Source organism: Catenulispora pinistramenti (genome assembly GCF_018274385.1).
Taxonomy (GTDB): Bacteria; Actinomycetota; Actinomycetes; order Streptomycetales; family Catenulisporaceae; genus Catenulispora; species Catenulispora pinistramenti.
In genome coordinates this window covers 23,766-40,736 of sequence record NZ_JAAFYZ010000042.1, presented here as the reverse complement: position 1 = coordinate 40,736, position 16,971 = coordinate 23,766, and the positions used below count along the sequence as shown (strand labels likewise).

Below are 16,971 nucleotides of genomic sequence, written 5' to 3'. Positions count from 1 at the left end.
ACCGCAACGGCCCGATCTGGCCGGCCCCGCCGTCGGCGAAGACCTCCGCGCCGGTCATGAAGCTGCCGGGGTCGAGGCGGGGAACGTCACGACACCAGCTGTTTCCTCCGGCTTTGCCAGACGGTTCATCGGCACGGCCGCGATGAGGGCCGCGCGCAGCTGCGGGCTGTGGCCGGCTGCAGCGCCCCGCTTCAGGACGCCTGCCGCACTTAGACTTGGCAGGTGAGCATCACACTGACCTTGTTGGGCGACGTGCGCTGGCACGGGGTCCCCGTCGTCGGTGAGCGCCCGCGGGCGCTGCTGGCCGCCCTGGCCGCGCGCGACTGCCGTCCGGTGGGGTCGGCGGAGCTGATCGAGCTGGTGTGGGGTGAGGCGGCGCCGAGCAACGGGGTGAAGGGCTTGCAGGTGCTGGTGTCGCGGACGCGCAGTGCTTGCGGGGTGGAGGCGATCGTCCGGGAGGAGGCCGGGTACCGGCTCGGCGCCGGGCCGGACGAGGTCGACAGCAGCAGGCTGTCCGCGCTGGTCCGGGACGCGGCGGCGGCGCTCGACGGCGATCCGGCGCGGGCCGAGACGCTGGCCCGGGAGGCGTTGGCGCTGGCCGGCGGCGACCCGGCGGGCGGCGGTCTGGCCGGCGGTCTGGCTGGCAGCCCGGTGGGCAGCCCGGTCGGCGGCTTGGCCGCGGCCGATGACCAGCGAGCGGGTCCGCTGGCCGAGATCCGCCGAGGCGCGGCCACCGACGCGCAGGCCGCGGGGCTGGTGCTTGCGCGGGCGGCCAGCAGGACCGGCGGGCATGCGCAGGCGCTGCCGCACCTTGAGGCGGCGTACACGCGAGCGCCGCACGATGAATCGCTGCTCGCGGATCTCCTGCGCAGCGAGGCGGCGGTCCGCGGTCCGGCGGCCGCGCTCGAACGCTTCGAGCGTCACCGGCGCGAGCTGCGGGACCGCCTCGGCACCGATCCCGGCGAGCCGCTGCGGCGGGTGCAGCGTGGTTTGCTGGCCCTGGACCGCCCGGTGCGCCACGGGCTGCGCTACGACGCCACCGAGCTGATCGGCCGGGACGCCGACCTGGAGCGGCTGCGGGCCGCGCTGGCCGGCTCGCGGGTGGTGTCGGTGGTCGGCGCCGGCGGGCTCGGGAAGACGCGGCTGGCGCAGCTCATGGCGCGCGAGGCGGAACAGGCGGCGGTCTACTTCGTCGAGCTGGCCGGTGTCGTGTCCGGCGAGGACCTGGCCGCGGAGGTCGGGTCGGTGCTGGGGGTGCGCGATTCGGTCAGCGGCCGCGGGACGCTGACGGCGAGTCAGCGGGCTGACATCCGGGCCCGGCTGGCGCAGCAGCTGGGGCTGGTGCCCGGGCTGCTGGTGCTCGACAACTGCGAGCATCTCATCGAGGCGGTCGCCGAGCTCGTGGCGTTCCTCATCGCCGCCACCCCCGATCTGCGCGTGCTCACCACGAGCCGGGCGCCGCTGGCGATCGCGGCCGAGCGCGTCTATCCGCTGGGCGAGCTGGGTCCGGCGGACGCGGCCCGGCTGTTCCGCGAGCGGGCGCTGGCCGCGCGGCCGGACGTGCGGCTCGACGAGCCGGTCGTGGCCGGCGTCGTCGGCCGGCTGGACGGGCTGCCGCTGGCCATCGAACTGGCCGCGGCCAAGGTCCGGGTGATGGCGGTCGAGGAGATCGACCGGCGGCTTCAGGACCGGTTCGCGCTGCTGCGGGGCGGCGATCGGAGCGCGCCGGACCGGCATCGGGCGTTGGTGGCGGTGATCGAGTGGTCGTGGAATCTGCTTGATCCGGGGGAGAGGCGGGCGCTTCGGCGGTTGGCGCTGTTCCACGACGGGTTCACGCTTGAGGCCGCCGAATCAGTGCTCGGATCATCAGGGCCGGAGCCGGACGTGGTCGAAACCGTGCGCGGGCTGGTCGAGCAGTCGCTGGTGACCGTGCGCGAGAGCCCGGCCGGCGTCCGTTACCGGATGCTGGAGACGGTGCGCGAGTTCGGCCGGATGCGGCTGGCGGAGGCCGGGGATGAGGCCGAGGCGCGCGCGGCGCAGCGCCGGTGGGCCGTCGCCTACGCCACCGCGCAGCAGGCGGATCTCGCCGGTTCCGGGCAGTTCGCGGCGATCGACGCGCTCAGCGCCGAGGAGACCAACCTGGCCGACGAGATGCGCGCGGCGCTCGCCGAGGGCGACAACGCCTCCCTGGTCCGCCTGCTCGCCACGCTCGGCACCATGTGGACGATCCGCGGCGAGCACATCCGCATGGTCTTCCTGGCCGGGGCGCTGCGTGACGCGCTGTCCGACTGGACGCCGCCGCCGGAACTCGCCGACGCCGCCCGCGCCGCGGTGGCGGTCACGCTGAGCAACGCGATGGCGCTGTCCGGCGAGCACGGCGCCGACCTGTCGGCCCTGCTCCGCCGGCTCGGCCCGGCCGACGACGGTGACCTCTACGTCTCGGCCCTGGTCCGGGTGCTGCTGGCCTGGGACGCCATGGACGTGGAGGGGTCCTTGGCCCGGCTCACCGCACTGGCCGCCGGACCGGAGCCGAGTACCGCCGCCGGCGCCAGTGTCTGGCTCAGCCACTACCGAGAGAACGAGGGCGACCCGCACGGCGCCCTGGCCCTGGCCGAACGCGCGTTGGCCCTGACCGACTCCGCCGCCGGGCCCTGGACGATGACCGCCATGCCGCGCATGCTGCTGGCGGAGCTGAGCATGCAGCTCGGCGACCGCCCGGCGGCCGTGGCGCACGCCCGCGTGGCGCTGCCCGTGGTGCGCCGCCTCGGCGCCGTCGACGACGAGGCGCAGCTGCGCACGCTGATGGCGCTCAGCGACGTCGCCGAAGGCCGGCTGGAACAGGCCCGGGAGGAGATCGAGCTCATCGACCGCATGGAGACGCGTACGGCGACCTTCGGTACCGACCTGCACCGCCATGTCTGCCGCGCCGAACTGCTGCTCGCCTCGGGCCGTGCCGAAGACGGGCTGCGCCTCTTCCGCGAGTGCGCGGATCAGTACCGTGAGACCGAGCTCCCCGGCGCCACCAAGACCGGGACCGAGCTGTGGAGCTTCATCGGTGACGCGATGGCGCTGAGTGCCCACGCCTGGCACGCTTCCGGGGCGGATGAGGCGCATGGCCGTGCGGTGTTCGCGGCGTGTCGCACCTCCGCGCTGCTGGTGCTCACCGCGGACAACGAGCGGATCGACTACCCGGCCAGCGGGATGTTGTTGTTCGGGTTGGGGACTTGGTGGCTGCTGCGGCGGTGTGCGGTCGGGGACGCGGCACACGCGGCGAACCCGGCAGATGCTGCGAACGCGGCAGACACGGCGAACGCGCTGCGCCTGCTCGCGCTGGCGCAGCGGTTCTCCTACAACCGGATGTTGCCGACCATGGACTGGGAGCGGATCGTGCCGGTCGCTGAGCGGGCACTGCCGGGTCGGCTTGATGAACTGCGGGCCGAGTATGCAGACCGGCGGCCGGTGGAGCTTTTGGCAGAGGCCCGGGGGCTGGTGGATGGATTGGTGGGCGGTTACTGAGGCGCGGGCCCTACAAATGCCGCCGGTAGCTCAGAGTGGACAGCGGCGCGAACACCGCGACCACCACCAGGCAAGCCAGCAGCGTCCACCCCACCTCAGCCCCCACCGACCCCTGGTTGGCCAGCGTCCGCGTCCCGGACACCAAGTGCGAGACCGGATTGACCTTCACGAACGCCGCGAGCCAGCCGGGCAGCGTCGACACCGGCACGAAGGCGTTGGACAGGAAGGTCAGCGGGAACAGGATCATCATCGAGATGCCCTGCACCGACTTCGCGCTCTTCGTGATCGTGCCGAGCCAGGTGAAGATCCAGGCCAGGGACCAGCCGGTGACGATCGCCAGCAGCACGGCACCGAGCACGCCCAGGACGCCGCCGTGCGGGCGGTAGCCGATGACCACGCCGGTGAGGAAGGTCAGGCCGGCGGCGATCAGGTAGCGGATCAGGTCGGCGACCATCGGGCCGGCCAGCGGGGCGATTCGGGCCATCGGAAGGGACTTGAAGCGGTCGAAGACCCCCTTCTCCATGTCCTCGCGTAGTTGCACGCCGGTCGCCATGCAGGTGGTGAGCACAGTCTGGGCGACGATTCCGGGAATCAGCACCGGCAGGTAGTTCTTCACCCCGCCGGCGATCGCGCCGCCGAAGATGTAGGCGAACATCGCCGTGAACAGCAGCGGCTGGACGGTGACGTCGAAGAACTGCTCCGGGTTGCGCCGCATCTTCTTCAGCGCGCGCCTGGCCATGATCAGCGTCTGGCTCACGGTCTCGGCCGGGGTGTTGCGCGGGCGCGCGGCGGCTACCGCGGCGGCCGGGTCGACGCGGTACGCCGTGGCCGCCGGGGGCGCCGCCGCCAGGGTCGGGGACGCGGTGTTCACTGGACCTCCTGCGGGATCTGGTCGGTGGGACGCGAAGCGAACGTGTCGGTGTCATCGGTGCCGTCGGTCCCGCCGCGGGCGTCGTCCTCACCGGCATCGGCACCGTGCCCGGTCAGTGCGAGGAACACCTCGTCCAGACTCGGCTGGGCCACGCTGACCGAAGCGATCGACACCCCGGCCCCGCGCAACCCGATCAGCACATCCGCGGCCCGGTCGGCGGTGTCCAGCGGCACGTTCATCCGCCCCGACTCCGGGGTGAGCACCGGCTCGGCGCCGGCGACCCGGAGCACCACCTGCCGCGCCTGCTCCTGGTCGGCCCCCGGGGCCAGGTGCAGCTGCAGCGTCGAGTCGCCGACCGAGGCCTTCAGCTGCGCCGGCGTGCCCTCGGCGACCTTGCGGCCCCGGTCCAGCACCGCGATCCGCCCGGCGAGCTGGTCGGCCTCGTCCAGGTACTGGGTGGTGAGCAGCACCGTGCAGCCCTCGGTGACCAGGCCGCGGATGGTGTCCCACATCTGCCCGCGGGTCCGCGGGTCCAGGCCGGTCGTCGGCTCGTCCAGGAAGATCAGCGGCGGCCGGGTGATCAGGCTCGCGGCCAGGTCCAGTCGGCGGCGCATGCCCCCGGAGAACTGGGCGATCGGCCGGTCGGCGGCGGCTTCGAGATCGAACTGGGCCAGCAGCCGGCGCGCGGTGGCCCGGGCGTCGGCCGAGCGCAGGCCCTGCAGGCGGCCGAACATCCACAGGTTCTCCGTGGCCGTCATGTCCTCATCGACCGACGCGTACTGGCCGGTGATGCCGATCAGCTGCCGGATCCGGTGCGGTTCGCGGGCGACGTCCACCCCGAACACCCGGGCCTGCCCGCCGTCGATCGGCAACAAAGTGGCGAGCATGCGCAGCGCCGTCGTCTTGCCCGCCCCGTTCGGGCCGAGCACGCCGAAGATCTCACCTTGGCGGACCTCCAGGTCGACGCCGTCGACCGCCCGGAATCCGCCGAAGTCCTTGCGCAGCCCGATCGCCTCCACGGCTGCGGTGGCTGTCGTCATCGCGTCGTGCTCCTTCGTCCTGGTGTGGAACTCATGCCAGGACGCTAAGCGGAGGCGGTTTCACCGTGGCTTCACGGCGGATTCACAGCGCGCGTGTGCCCGCCGCCGAGCGCGACGGGCACACGTTCCTTCATCCTTCCTGTTCCGTTGTCCGCTCTCTGTTCTCCGCAGTCCGTTGTCCGCAGTTGGTTATCAGTACGCTGCGATCATCGCCCGGTGGTTCACCTCCGGGCGGCGCTCCCACCGGCCGAGCAGGTCGGGTCGCCGGACTGGGCCGGCACGCTCACCGCGTTCCACGCGGCCTGGACCGTGTTGAACTCCGCGCAGGTCGGGTCCAGGTTGATCGCGGCCTGCAGGGTCCAGGTGCGGTAGGCGAGGTAGGAGCTGTCGGAGTTCTTCATCAGCTGGGCGTTGTACACGATCTTCAGCGCGTTCTCCACGCCGATGCCGGTGACCGTCGAGCCGTCGCAGGTCGGGCTGGTGGGCCCGGTGCTCGGGTTGGAACCCTGGGCCAGCAGGTAGAACCAGTGGTTGCCGGGCCCGGCGGCCTGGTGCACCTCGTCGCCCGGTATGGCGTCGGAGTAGCAGTCCGGGTCGCCGTTGATCTGCGAGGGGTCGTACAAGTTGCGGATCGGGCCGGTGCCCTCCAGGTTGACCTCGGCGCCGACCACCCAGTCCACGACCGCGTACGGCGAGGGCTCGTTGGCGAAGGCCTTGCTGGACTGGCCGTAGACGTCGGCTATGAACTCCTGGGTGCCGTTGCCGGAGATGCCGCCGGGGGTGTGGTCGTCGATGCCGTGGCCCATCTCGTGGTCCACGACGTCCATCGCGGTGATCCACTGGCCCGCGGTGTTGTGCCCGACCTGGACCTCCGAGCCGTCGTAGTAGGCGTTGACGTCGTCCAGGCCGACCCGGATCGGCCAGGCCCCGCCGTTGCCGTCGAAGCTGTTCCGGCCCAGCCACTGCGAGAGCATGTGGTTCTCGGTCTCGGCGCTGTAGAGGGCGTCGGCGCAGGCGGTCTCCCGGTCGGTGGCGTCGCCGTTGCCCCAGGAGTCGGTCGTGTTCGTGAACGTGGTGTTGTTCGCAGCGTCCTGACAGGCCAGGCCGCTGATGTCCGGGGCCGCCAGCGAGTAGGTCCCGCCGGAGTCGGTGGTGTCGATGCTCAGCGGCTCCGGGCCGTTCCACACGGCGTTCGCCGTGCCGTCCGTGACGTGCTCCTGCGTGTGCAGCACGCGGCCGGTGCCGGCGTCGACGTCCACGCTCAGCCGGCTGACGCCGTCCGAGCCCATGCCGTCCACCGTGGTCTCCCACGCCAGCGCGGCCGGGGCGTTGCCCAGCGCGAACACCACCAGCTTGGTGGCCTCGACCTTCGACACCTGCTTCAACTGGTGCTCGGCCACCGCCGCGCCCTGGGTGCTGCTCACCTTGGGCGTGGTGGACAGCGCGCCGATCGGGTGCTGCTGGGCCACCGAGTGGAACACGGTGTGCCCGGCGCTGTCGGTGACGATGACGAAGTCGCCGCCGACCACGGGCAGGCCCGCGTGCGTGCGCAGGTAGGGCACATACTGCGTGCCCTGCGCGGAGACGACCTGCTGCCGCTGGAACTGGTCTTGCGCGGCCGCCATCAGGAACGCCGGGTGGGTGGCCACCAGGGCGTCGGCGGAGCGCGCGGCCAGAGCCTGGATCGCGGCGGGGGAGGCTGCTGAGCCGTCCCGGTGTGACGGCGAGGCGTTGGCATACGCAGCCATCGTGGTGGACATCGCCAGGACGGTGGCGCCGGCGGTGACGCCGATGGCCAGGCGCCGCATACTTCGGCGCCGGGTCAGGGGGTTGCTGAGTCTCACGGCCATTCCTTTCACGTAAGACAGGCGGGTGAGGGGCGTGCTCGAGCCACCCGCGGCGCGGCCCGAGCGCGCAGGCCTTCAGGAAATCTTCAGAAACCTGCTAGCCGAGGCGGAACGTATCGCCGTACCCTGATGGGGTCAATGGTGAACAAAGAGTGGATTCGCCGGATGGCAGAGGCTTTGCCAATTCATGACAATCGGCGAGCAGGCCGCCGGGCGGCGGGAGGACGATGTCAGCACACGGACAAACCAAAGTCAGCGGCCTGACATCCTTCACCCTCGGTGCGGGCCTGGCGCTCGCGGCTTCGGTGACGGCGACCGCGTCCTGTGCTTCCGGCGGCTCCGGGGCTTCCGGCACTTCCGGCGCATCCAGCGCGCCCGGTCAGGGCGGTGCCAACGGCCACAGCGGTGCCACCGTCTCGGCCCCGGCCGACAGCACGACGACCGCCGCCGCGTCGGCACCGGACATCACCGTCCAGCGAACCGGCGGCTTCGCCGGCGCCAAGGACACCGTCGACCTCGCCCCGCACGGATCGTGGACCGCCACCGACAAGAGCGGAGCCCGCCGGACCGGCGAGCTGACGCCGGACCAGGCGACCCGGATCACCACCCTGGCCGCCGATCCCCGGCTCACCGCCGAGGCGGCCCGTTCCCGGCCGCCGACTCGCTGCCGCGACGCCTACAGCTACGTTCTGACCGTCGGCGCCGTGCGTGTCGCCTTCGTGGACTGCCCGGCCGACCCGGACCAGCCCGCCGCCAGCCTGACCCTGACCAAGCAGGTGCTGCGGTTCACGATCCAGCCGGCGCGCTGAACCCGCTACCCGGGTGACTACCCCCGGAATAGTCACAGAAATGCGCTGAACAGGGCGCATTTGTCGCGCAACCACCATGTCGGCAGGAATGGGGAAGGCAAGGGCCTTACCTTGCTGATCGATCGTCCAATTCCCATGCCTTCTTCCCTTCTCCTGCCGGAGGATCCGTGACCTTGGCTCCCCGACCCGCGGGCGCCGCAGCCGTTCGGCTGTTGCGTGTCGTCACCAGTGCCGCCCTCGTGGCCGCGTCGACCGTGGCCGGCTTCACAGCCGGGGCCGCGCCGGCCCGGGCCGCGCAAGTGGCGTGCACTCCGACGGGTTCGAATACCAGCTGTGTGCAGTTCACCTACTCCGGTGGCGACCAGGAGTTCGTGGTGCCCAAGGGCGTCAGCGGCCTGCAGGTGCGCCTGGGCGGGGCCGGTGGCGGCGGCAGCAACGGCGCGGCCGGCGGTCAGACCACCGGCACGCTGGCCGTGGCCGCGGGCGACAGCCTCACCGTCATGGTCGGGCAGGGCGGCAGCGTGAAGGGCGCCGCGACCTACGGCGGCGGTGGCGCCGGCGGCAGCGGCTCGCGCTTCAGCGGCGGGTCCGGCGGCGGTATGAGCGCCCTGTGGACCGGCGCCTCGCTCACCGGGACGCCGCTGCTCATCGCCGGCGGCGGAGCCGGCGGTGCCGAGGGCGGCTCGTCCGGCGGCTCCGGCGGCGGGGCCTCCGGTTCGAACGGCGGCAACCCCAGCAACGGCGGTGGCAACGGCGGCCAGGGCGGCACGCAGAGCGCGGGCGGGGCCGCGGCCGTCACCACCAACAACTGCTCCACCGGTCCGACCGCGGGCGCGCAGTACCGCGGCGGCAACGGCGGCAACGGCGGGGGTGACGCCGGCGGCGCCGGCGGTGGCGGCTACTTCGGCGGCGGCGGCGGCCAGTGCCAGCAGAGCACCAGCGGCAACAACAGCGACACCGGCGGCGGTGGCGGCTCCGGCTACACCGGCGGAACCGGCGTCACCGACGGCGCCACCCAGGCCGGCCAGGGCAGCTCCGGCGGCACCAACGGCTCGGTCACCCTCCAGTGGACCGCGCCGGCCCCGGTGATCACCGGCCCGGCCGCCAACTCCACGCAGCTCATCAACAAGCCGCCGATCAGCGGCACCGGCGTGCCCGGCACCACCATCACGGTGAAGGAGGGTTCGACGACGCTGTGCACCGCGCCGGTGCAGCCGGACAACTCCTGGTCGTGCACCCCGTCCACGGCACTGTCCGACGGTTCGCACTCCGTAGTGGCCACCGCCAGTGACCCCGCGGCGTCCGCGGCCACCTACCCGGCCAGCGACACGCAGCCGTTCAAGGTGGATACCCGCACCAACCTGAAGATCGTCAAGTCGGCGCCCGACACGGCCCAGGCCGGCGACTCGATCACCTTCACCCTGACCGCGACGAACGCCGGTCCGGCCGCCGCGACCGGGGCCGTCGTGCAGGACACCGTCGACTCCCAGCTGACCGGGGTGACCTGGACGTGCACCGGCTCGGACGGAGCCACGTGCGGCGCCGCGTCCGGCACCGGCAACAACGTCTCGGCCAACGTCGGCATCCCGGTCGGCGGGAAGGTCGTCATCACCGTCAAGGGCGACACCTCGAAGACGATGAAGACCCAGGTGCTCAACAACACCGCGACCATCGCCGCGGCCGCCGGCAGCACCGACCCCGACCTGACCGACAACCGCTCGACCACCTCCACCTCGGTCACCGCGCCCAAGGACTCCTGCGGCTACGTGCCGGTGAACATGGTCAACGGCAGCTTCGAGCAGCCGGTGACCTCCGGCGGCGTGACCATGGTCGACGACTCCACCGTGCCGGGCTGGAACACCACCGCCAGCGACCACAAGATCGAGATCTGGAAGAGCGGGACCAACGGGGTCCAGTCGGCTGACGGCAACCAGTTCGTCGAACTGAACGCCAACGAGGTCTCCACGCTCTACCAGGACATCCCGACCGTGCCGGGAACCCCGATGAACTGGGCGCTGGCCCACCGTGGACGTGTGGGCACCGACGTCATGCGGCTGGAGATGGGCCCGCCCGGCGGTCCGCTGGTCGCCCAGACCCCGGATGGCCAGAGCACGACCGCCATCTCCGACGGCAACACCGCCTGGGGCCGCTACACCGGTTCGTACACCGTCCCGGCCGGGCAGACCGTGACCCGCTTCGCCTTCGTCTCGGTCTCCTCCGCCGGCGGCAACGCCAGCATCGGCAACTTCCTCGACGCCATCGTGTTCGGCTCGCCCGGTTGTCTGAAGCCGATGAAGACCGTCGCGAACGTGCAGGGCAACAACCCGGCCCGGCATGGCGACACCCTGACCTACACGATCTCCGCGAACAACCCGGGGAACACCCAGACCACCGGCTCCTACGTCAACGACCCCATCCCCGCGAACACCACGTTCGTGCCCGGCTCCATCAAGCTGATCAGCCCGTCCGGCACCTCGACCCCGGTCAGTGACGCCAACGGATACGCCAACGGCGTCGTCCGGGTTGCCATCGGCACCGGCGGCCCGCCCGCGACCGGCGGCGCCGTGCAGCCCGGCGAGACCTGGAAGGTGACCTTCCAGACCACGGTCAACGCCGGCGCCCCGGCCGGGTCGACCATCACCAACTCGGCCACCACCACCTGGACCCCGGTGGCCGGGGTGGCCCCGCAGACCTCCGACCCGGCGACCGCGACCAGCGCGGTCGAGCAGGCCGACCTGGTCGCCACCAAGACGGCCTCGGCCGCCCCGGTCGAGCCGGGCCAGAACTTCACCTACCAGATCTCGGTCGAGAACAAGGGGCCTGACCCGGCGCGCAACGTCAAGATCTCGGACCCGCTGCCGTCGAAGGTGGCGTTCGTGTCCTCGGCGGACGGCTGCACCGGGACCGCGGGCAACGGCGGCACGGTCACCTGCGGACCGGAGGCGACTGTGGCCGCCAACGGGACGAAGTCCTGGACGATCACGGTGAAGCTGGACCCGTCCTACACCGGTGACGGCAGCGACCAGGGCAACGTCGCCACCCCCTCGGCCGACACCCCCGGCACCATGACGCCCAGCGACCCGGCGTACCCGAAGGGGCCGATCACGCCGACCGCCGCGCTCGTGGCCACCAAGACGGCCTCGACCACGCCGGTGAAGCCCGGCGAGACGTACACGTACACCGTGACGGTGAAGAACAACGGGCCGTCCACGGCGGCGGCCGTCGGCGCGACCGACCCGCTGCCGTCGAAGGTGTCGTTCGTGTCCTCGGCGGACGGCTGCACCGGCACGGCCGGGAACGGCGGGACCGTGACGTGTGGGCCGCAGGCTTCGCTGCTTCCGGGTGCGTCGAAGTCCTGGACGTTCACGGTGAAGCTGGACCCCTCCTACACCGGTGACGGCTCGGACCAGGGCAACGTCGCCACGCCGACCTCCACCACCGGCGGGACGAAGGACCCCAGCGGCCCGGTGCTCCCGCCCGGACCGGCGGCGCCCTCGGCGCAGCTGTTGACCGCCAAGGAGACGACGACCACCACCCCGGTCGTCCCGGGACAGACCTTCAGCTACAAGGTGACGGTCACCAACAACGGCCCGTCGACGGCGGTGGCCGTGGGCGCGAGCGACCGGCTGCCGTCGAAGATCTCGTTCGTGTCGTCGGCCGATGGCTGCACGGGTACGGCCGGGAACGGCGGGACGGTGACGTGTGGGCCGCAGGCTTCGCTGCTTCCGGGTACGTCGAAGTCCTGGACGTTCACGGTCATGCTCGACCCCTCCTACACCGGTGACGGCAGCGACCAGGGCAACGTCGCCACGCCGACCTCGACGACCGGCGGCGACAAGGATCCGAGCCCTGAGGTGTTCCCGCCCGGCCCGATCAAGCCCCAGGCCGAGCTGGACACGACGAAGACCACCTCCGCCACCCCGGTGAAGCCCGGCCAGACGTTCACCTACACGGTGACCGTGACGAACAAGGGTCCTTCGACGGCGGTGAGCGTCGGCGCGACCGACCCGTTGCCGTCGAAGATCTCCTTCGTCTCCTCGGCGGACGGCTGCACCGGCACGGCCGGGAACGGCGGGACGGTGACGTGTGGGCCGCAGGCTTCGCTGCTTCCGGGTGCGTCGAAGTCCTGGACGTTCACGGTGAAGCTGGACCCCTCCTACACCGGTGACGGTTCCGATCAGGGCAACGTCGCCACGGCCACGTCCTCGACCGACGGCAAGAAGGACCCCAGCGGTCCGCCGGTGAACCCGCCCGGCCCGATCCACCCCGAGGCGGATCTGAAGACGGTGAAGACCACGTCGAGCACCGCGGTGAAGCCGGGGCAGACGTTCGCCTACACCATCACCGTGACGAATCAGGGCCCTTCGACGGCCGTGACCGTCGGTGCCACGGACGCCTTGCCCTCGCAGATCTCGTTCGTGTCCTCGGCGGACGGCTGCACGGGGACCGCCGGCAACGGCGGGACGGTGACCTGCGGGACCGAGCCATCGCTGCTTCCGAGTGCGTCGAAGTCGTGGACCTTCACGGTGAAGCTGGACCCGTCCTACACCGGTGACGGCTCCGACCAGGCCAACGTGGCGACCGCCACGTCTGCGACCGACGGCACCAAGGACCCCGGCGACCCGGTGGACCCGCCCGGCCCGATCCGGCCCGAGGCCGATCTGGCAACGACCAAGACCACCCCGTCGACCACGCCGGTCAAGCCGGGCCAGACCTTCGACTACGTGTTGGCCGTGAAGAACAACGGTCCTTCGACCGCGGTGAACGTCGGGACCACCGACCCGTTGCCGTCCAAGCTGTCGTTCGTCTCCTCGGTCGACGGCTGCACCGGTCCGGCCGGTACCAACGGCGGCACCGTGGCCTGTGGCGGCGACGTGACGCTGCTGCCGGGGCAGACGAAGACCTGGACCTCCACGGTGAAGCTGGACCCGTCCTACACCGGTGACGGCTCCGACCAGGCCAACGTGGCGACCGCCACGTCCTCGACCGACGGCACCAAGGACCCCAGCGACCCGGTGGACCCGCCCGGCCCGGTGGCGCCGCCGGAGGCACACCTGACCACGGTGAAGACGACGTCGAGCACCGCGGTGAAGCCGGGGCAGACGTTCGCCTACACCATCACCGTCACGAATCAGGGCCCTTCGACCGCGGTGACCGTCGGCGCCACCGACCCGCTGCCGTCGAAGATCTCCTTCGTGTCCTCCGCCGACGGCTGCACCGGGACCGCCGGTGAGGGCGGGACGGTCACCTGCGGTCCGGAGGCGTCGCTGCTTCCGGGCGCGTCGAAGTCGTGGACCTTCACCGCACTGCTCGACCACGCCTACACCGGCGACGGTTCGGACCAGGGCAACGTGGCCACCGCGACCTCGCCGACCGGCGGCGAGAAGGACCCCAGCGACCCGGTCGAGCCTCCGGGCCCGATCGTGCCGGAGGCGGACCTGTCGACGGCCAAGTCGGCGGTCGGCACGACCCCGGTCAAGCCGGGGGAGACCTTCGACTACCTGGTGACGACCACCAACCACGGGCCGTCCGCGGCGGTGAACGTCCGCGTCACCGACCCGTTGCCGGCGCACCTGTCCTTCGTCTCCTCGGCCGACGGCTGCACCGGCCCGGTCGGGGCGGACGCCGGCCAGGTCTCCTGCGGGCCGGTGCCGTCGCTGGCCGGCGGCGCGTCGAAGTCGTGGACGTTCACGGTGCGGCTCGACCCCGCCTACATCGGCGACGGCTCGGACCTCGGCAACCGCGCCACCTCCCGGTCCGACACCACCGATCCGAACCCGGACGACAACACCTCGCCGCCGGCGCCGGTGCCGGGCGGCAAGGTGGACCCGCCGGAGGCTGACCTGTCCGCGCACAAGCAGGCGGTCACCGACACGCCGATCGGGCCCGGGCAGGCCTTCGCCTACCGGGTGCGGATCACCAACGCCGGGCCGTCCACGGCGCTCGCGGCCAAGACGGTCGACGCGCTGCCCGCCCGGCTGGCGTTCGTCTCCTCGGCTGACGGCTGCACCGGGCCGGTGGGTGTGTACGGCGGCACGGTGACCTGCGGACCGCGGGCCTCGCTGGCGCCGGGTGCGTCGGTGGCGTGGACGTTCACGGTGAAGCTGGACCCGAGTTACGTCGGCGACGGCTCGGACGTGATGAACGTGGCGACCGCGTCGTCGGACACCAAGGACCCCAACCCGGACGACAACACCTCGCCGCCGGCGCCGCTGCCGAGCGGGAAGGTGGCCCCGGCCGAGGCCGACCTGTCGACGGTGAAGGTGGCCAAGCTGCCGAAGAGCGGTCAGGTCCTTCCGGGCGGCACGTTCCAGTACACGGTCACGGTCACCAACCACGGCCCGGCGACGGCGCCGAACGCGCGGATCACCGACCCGCTGCCGAAGATGCTGTCGTTCGTCTCCTCCCCGGACGGTTGCGCCGGGCCGGTGGGCGTGTACGGCGGCACCCTGACGTGTGGGCCGGAGGCGAAGCTCGTGCCGGACGCGTCGAAGTCGTGGACGTTCACGGTGCGGCTGGCGCCGACCTACAAGGGCAACGGCTCGGACATCCGGAACAAGGCGACCGCGGCCAGCGACGCCATCGATCCGAACCCCGGGAACAACAGCAACGACCCGCACGATGCCAGGGTTCGGATTCTGGTCGGGACGCTGCCCGCGACCGGTGCCGATGGACTGTGGCAGACCTCGACGGCTGCTTTGGCGGCGCTGGCCGCCGGTGGCGCGCTGACGTTCGCCGCTCGGCGTCGGGCGGGGGATTCGGCGGGGCTGAGGAGGATGCGCGTTTGAGGAGGCCGCGCGTCTGATCTGAGTTGTCGGTAGACCACGTGAGGCTCGGCTGGGATTCCAGCCGAGCCTCACGTGTGTAGGCGTGTGTAGGTGTGTAGAGCTTTGTCAGCTGTTGTGGACGATGCTGTAGATGCCCCATGCCATGGCCGCGAGGATCGCGGCGAAGCAGAGCGCTGCGATCAGCTTGCCGAGGAGGGCCGGGCTTGTTGTGGCCCCGGTTCCGGCCTCAGCCCCGGCCTGCGCCGGGTCCGCCGTCCCGCCGCGCGGCACCAGAGCCCGCAGCCCGACGGCGAACAGCGCGGGCAGCCCGGCACCCATGAGCAGACCGATCACGACGATCTTCCACAGCGCGGTCAGATTGATCCAGGAATTCACGGTGCACCGGCTCCCTTCAGCCGTTCACAGCGCCGCGCCGGCCGGGACCGGCGTCGGGGCGATCGAGCCGGACCACTGGCTGTTGACGTTCGAGGCCGTCACCGCGGTGCGGCGCGAGGCGAGGTAGAAGCCGGTCGCGCAGGCGGCGAGGACCACGAAGATCGTGGAGGTGCCGGCGGTGCCGCCGATGCCGTGGGCCGTGGCGTAGGCCAGCGCGCCGACCAGGCCGGCGGCCGGGAGCGTCAGCACCCAGGCGACCGCCATCCGGCCGGCGACCGACCAGCGGACCTCGGCGCCCTTCTTGCCCACGCCGGAGCCCAGGATCGAGCCGGTGGCGACGTGCGTCGTGGACAGCGAGTAGCCGAAGCTGCTGGAGAGCAGGATCACCGAGGCGGACGCCGCTTCCGCGGTCATGCCCTGCGGCGACTCGATCTCCACCAGGCCCTTGCCCAGGGTCCTGATCACCCGCCAGCCGCCGACGTAGGTACCCAGGCTGATCGCCATCGCGCAGGACACGATGACCCACACCGGCGCCTTGGCGTGGGCGCCGATCGAGCCGTTCGCGATGAGGGCCAGCGTGATGATGCCCATGGTCTTCTGCGCGTCGTTGGTGCCGTGCGCCAGCGAGACCATGGACGCGGACCCGATCTGTCCGAGCCGGAAGCCCCGTCCCCGCAGTTCCTCCGGCACGCCGCGGCTGATCCGGTAGACCAGGAACGTCCCCACCGCGGCCACCACCCCGGCGATCACCGGCGACAGGACCGCGGGCAGGATGACCTTGGAGGTCACGCCGTGCCACTGCACCGCGTGCCCGCCGGCCGAGGCCAGCCCGGCCCCGATGACCCCGCCGATCAGGGCGTGCGAGGAGCTGGAGGGCAGCCCCAGGTACCAGGTGGCGAGGTTCCACAGGATGCCGCCGGCCAGGCCGGCGAACACCATCGTGAGCGTCACCAGATGGGTCTGCACCAGCCCGCTGGCGATGGTGGCCGCGACGCTGAAGGACAAGAAGGCGCCGACCAGGTTCAGCACACTGGAAATGGCGACGGCGACCCGGGGCGGCAGCGCCCCGGTGGCGATGGACGTGGCCATCGCGTTGCCGGTGTCATGGAAGCCGTTGGTGAAGTCGAAGCCCAGCGCTGTGGCTACTACGAGCGCGAGCAGGACGCTGTTGCCAGTCACAACCGGTTGAGTAACCGCATCCGGCCTGCGGAAACGTTCCCGGAGGCGTCGATGTGGGGTGCGGGAGCTATTCATCTGGATTCACTCGCACCTCACCCTGTGTTGGGGGAGCGGCCAAGGTGGGCGATGGTGGCCGCCCGCGGATTCGTGGGACGCCACGCCCGTTATGAATGGTCAGCGGTATGCGAAACTTACGCACGAAATGGTTGCGTGGTTTCGATCTGGCTGGGGGCGGCATGGACATCGAACTCGCCGATCTGCTCGCGTCGCTGCGGTCGGAGATCAGCCGGGCGCGGATCAGCGGGGCCGGCGAGGATGTGCGCTTCCGGATCGACTCCATCGAACTGGAGGTCCAGGTCGAGGTGGAGAAGACCGGCGAGGGGAGCACCGGGGTGAAGTTCTGGGTGCTCTCGGTAGGGGGTAAGAGGTCTGCGAAGGAAGCCCAGACCCACCTGCTGAAGCTGAGCCTCACCGCCGAGACCGAGGCCGGTGATCCCATCCGGACGAGCGACGACATATCGAGCCTGGTCAACGAGGGCTGATTCG

The 16,971-nt window shown here is 71.6% G+C and carries 9 protein-coding genes; 4 read left to right on the top strand and 5 right to left on the bottom strand.

The features are described 5' to 3' along the window. Positions 1-222 precede the first annotated feature (222 nt). Positions 223-3,516, top strand: coding sequence for an ATP-binding protein (locus tag KGQ19_RS14910; protein WP_212009729.1), 3,294 nt, complete (start codon positions 223-225; stop codon positions 3,514-3,516). Between the two features lie 10 nt (positions 3,517-3,526). Here KGQ19_RS14910 and KGQ19_RS14905 read toward each other — a convergent pair whose 3' ends face one another. The 3 genes from KGQ19_RS14905 to KGQ19_RS14895 all read right to left on the bottom strand — a co-directional run bounded on the left by KGQ19_RS14905 (position 3,527) and on the right by KGQ19_RS14895 (position 7,271). After that, positions 3,527-4,387, bottom strand: a complete 861-nt coding sequence (locus tag KGQ19_RS14905) for an ABC transporter permease (RefSeq protein ID WP_307856423.1) — start codon at positions 4,385-4,387, stop codon at positions 3,527-3,529. After that, the gene (locus tag KGQ19_RS14900) at positions 4,384-5,427 is read right to left on the bottom strand and encodes an ATP-binding cassette domain-containing protein (RefSeq protein WP_212009728.1); all 1,044 of its coding nucleotides are present in this window, start codon (positions 5,425-5,427) and stop codon (positions 4,384-4,386) included. The genes KGQ19_RS14905 and KGQ19_RS14900 overlap by 4 nt, the downstream gene beginning before the upstream one ends. 221 nt (positions 5,428-5,648) lie before the next feature. Next, entirely contained in the window at positions 5,649-7,271 is a 1,623-nt protein-coding gene (locus KGQ19_RS14895; protein ID WP_212009727.1) for a M4 family metallopeptidase, read from the bottom strand. Between the two features lie 230 nt (positions 7,272-7,501). On the opposite strand from KGQ19_RS14895, the gene KGQ19_RS14890 reads away from it, so the two are divergent. Next, positions 7,502-8,083, top strand: a complete 582-nt coding sequence (locus KGQ19_RS14890) for a hypothetical protein (RefSeq protein WP_212009726.1) — start codon at positions 7,502-7,504, stop codon at positions 8,081-8,083. 173 nt (positions 8,084-8,256) lie between these two features. Next, positions 8,257-14,871: an isopeptide-forming domain-containing fimbrial protein gene (locus tag KGQ19_RS14885; RefSeq protein WP_212009725.1), complete on the top strand. Its 6,615-nt coding sequence runs from the start codon at positions 8,257-8,259 to the stop codon at positions 14,869-14,871. Positions 14,872-14,976: 105 nt separating this feature from the next. Here KGQ19_RS14885 and KGQ19_RS14880 read toward each other — a convergent pair whose 3' ends face one another. Both KGQ19_RS14880 and KGQ19_RS14875 read right to left on the bottom strand, forming a co-directional pair. Further along, entirely contained in the window at positions 14,977-15,246 is a 270-nt protein-coding gene (locus KGQ19_RS14880; protein ID WP_212009724.1) for a hypothetical protein, read from the bottom strand. A 24-nt stretch (positions 15,247-15,270) separates the two neighbouring features. Continuing rightward, entirely contained in the window at positions 15,271-16,425 is a 1,155-nt protein-coding gene (locus KGQ19_RS14875; RefSeq protein WP_212009723.1) for an inorganic phosphate transporter, read from the bottom strand. A 236-nt stretch (positions 16,426-16,661) separates the two neighbouring features. On the opposite strand from KGQ19_RS14875, the gene KGQ19_RS14870 reads away from it, so the two are divergent. Next, complete coding sequence (locus KGQ19_RS14870; RefSeq protein WP_212009722.1) at positions 16,662-16,967, top strand: trypco2 family protein; 306 nt, start codon at positions 16,662-16,664, stop codon at positions 16,965-16,967. The last annotated feature ends 4 nt before the right edge of the window (positions 16,968-16,971 follow it).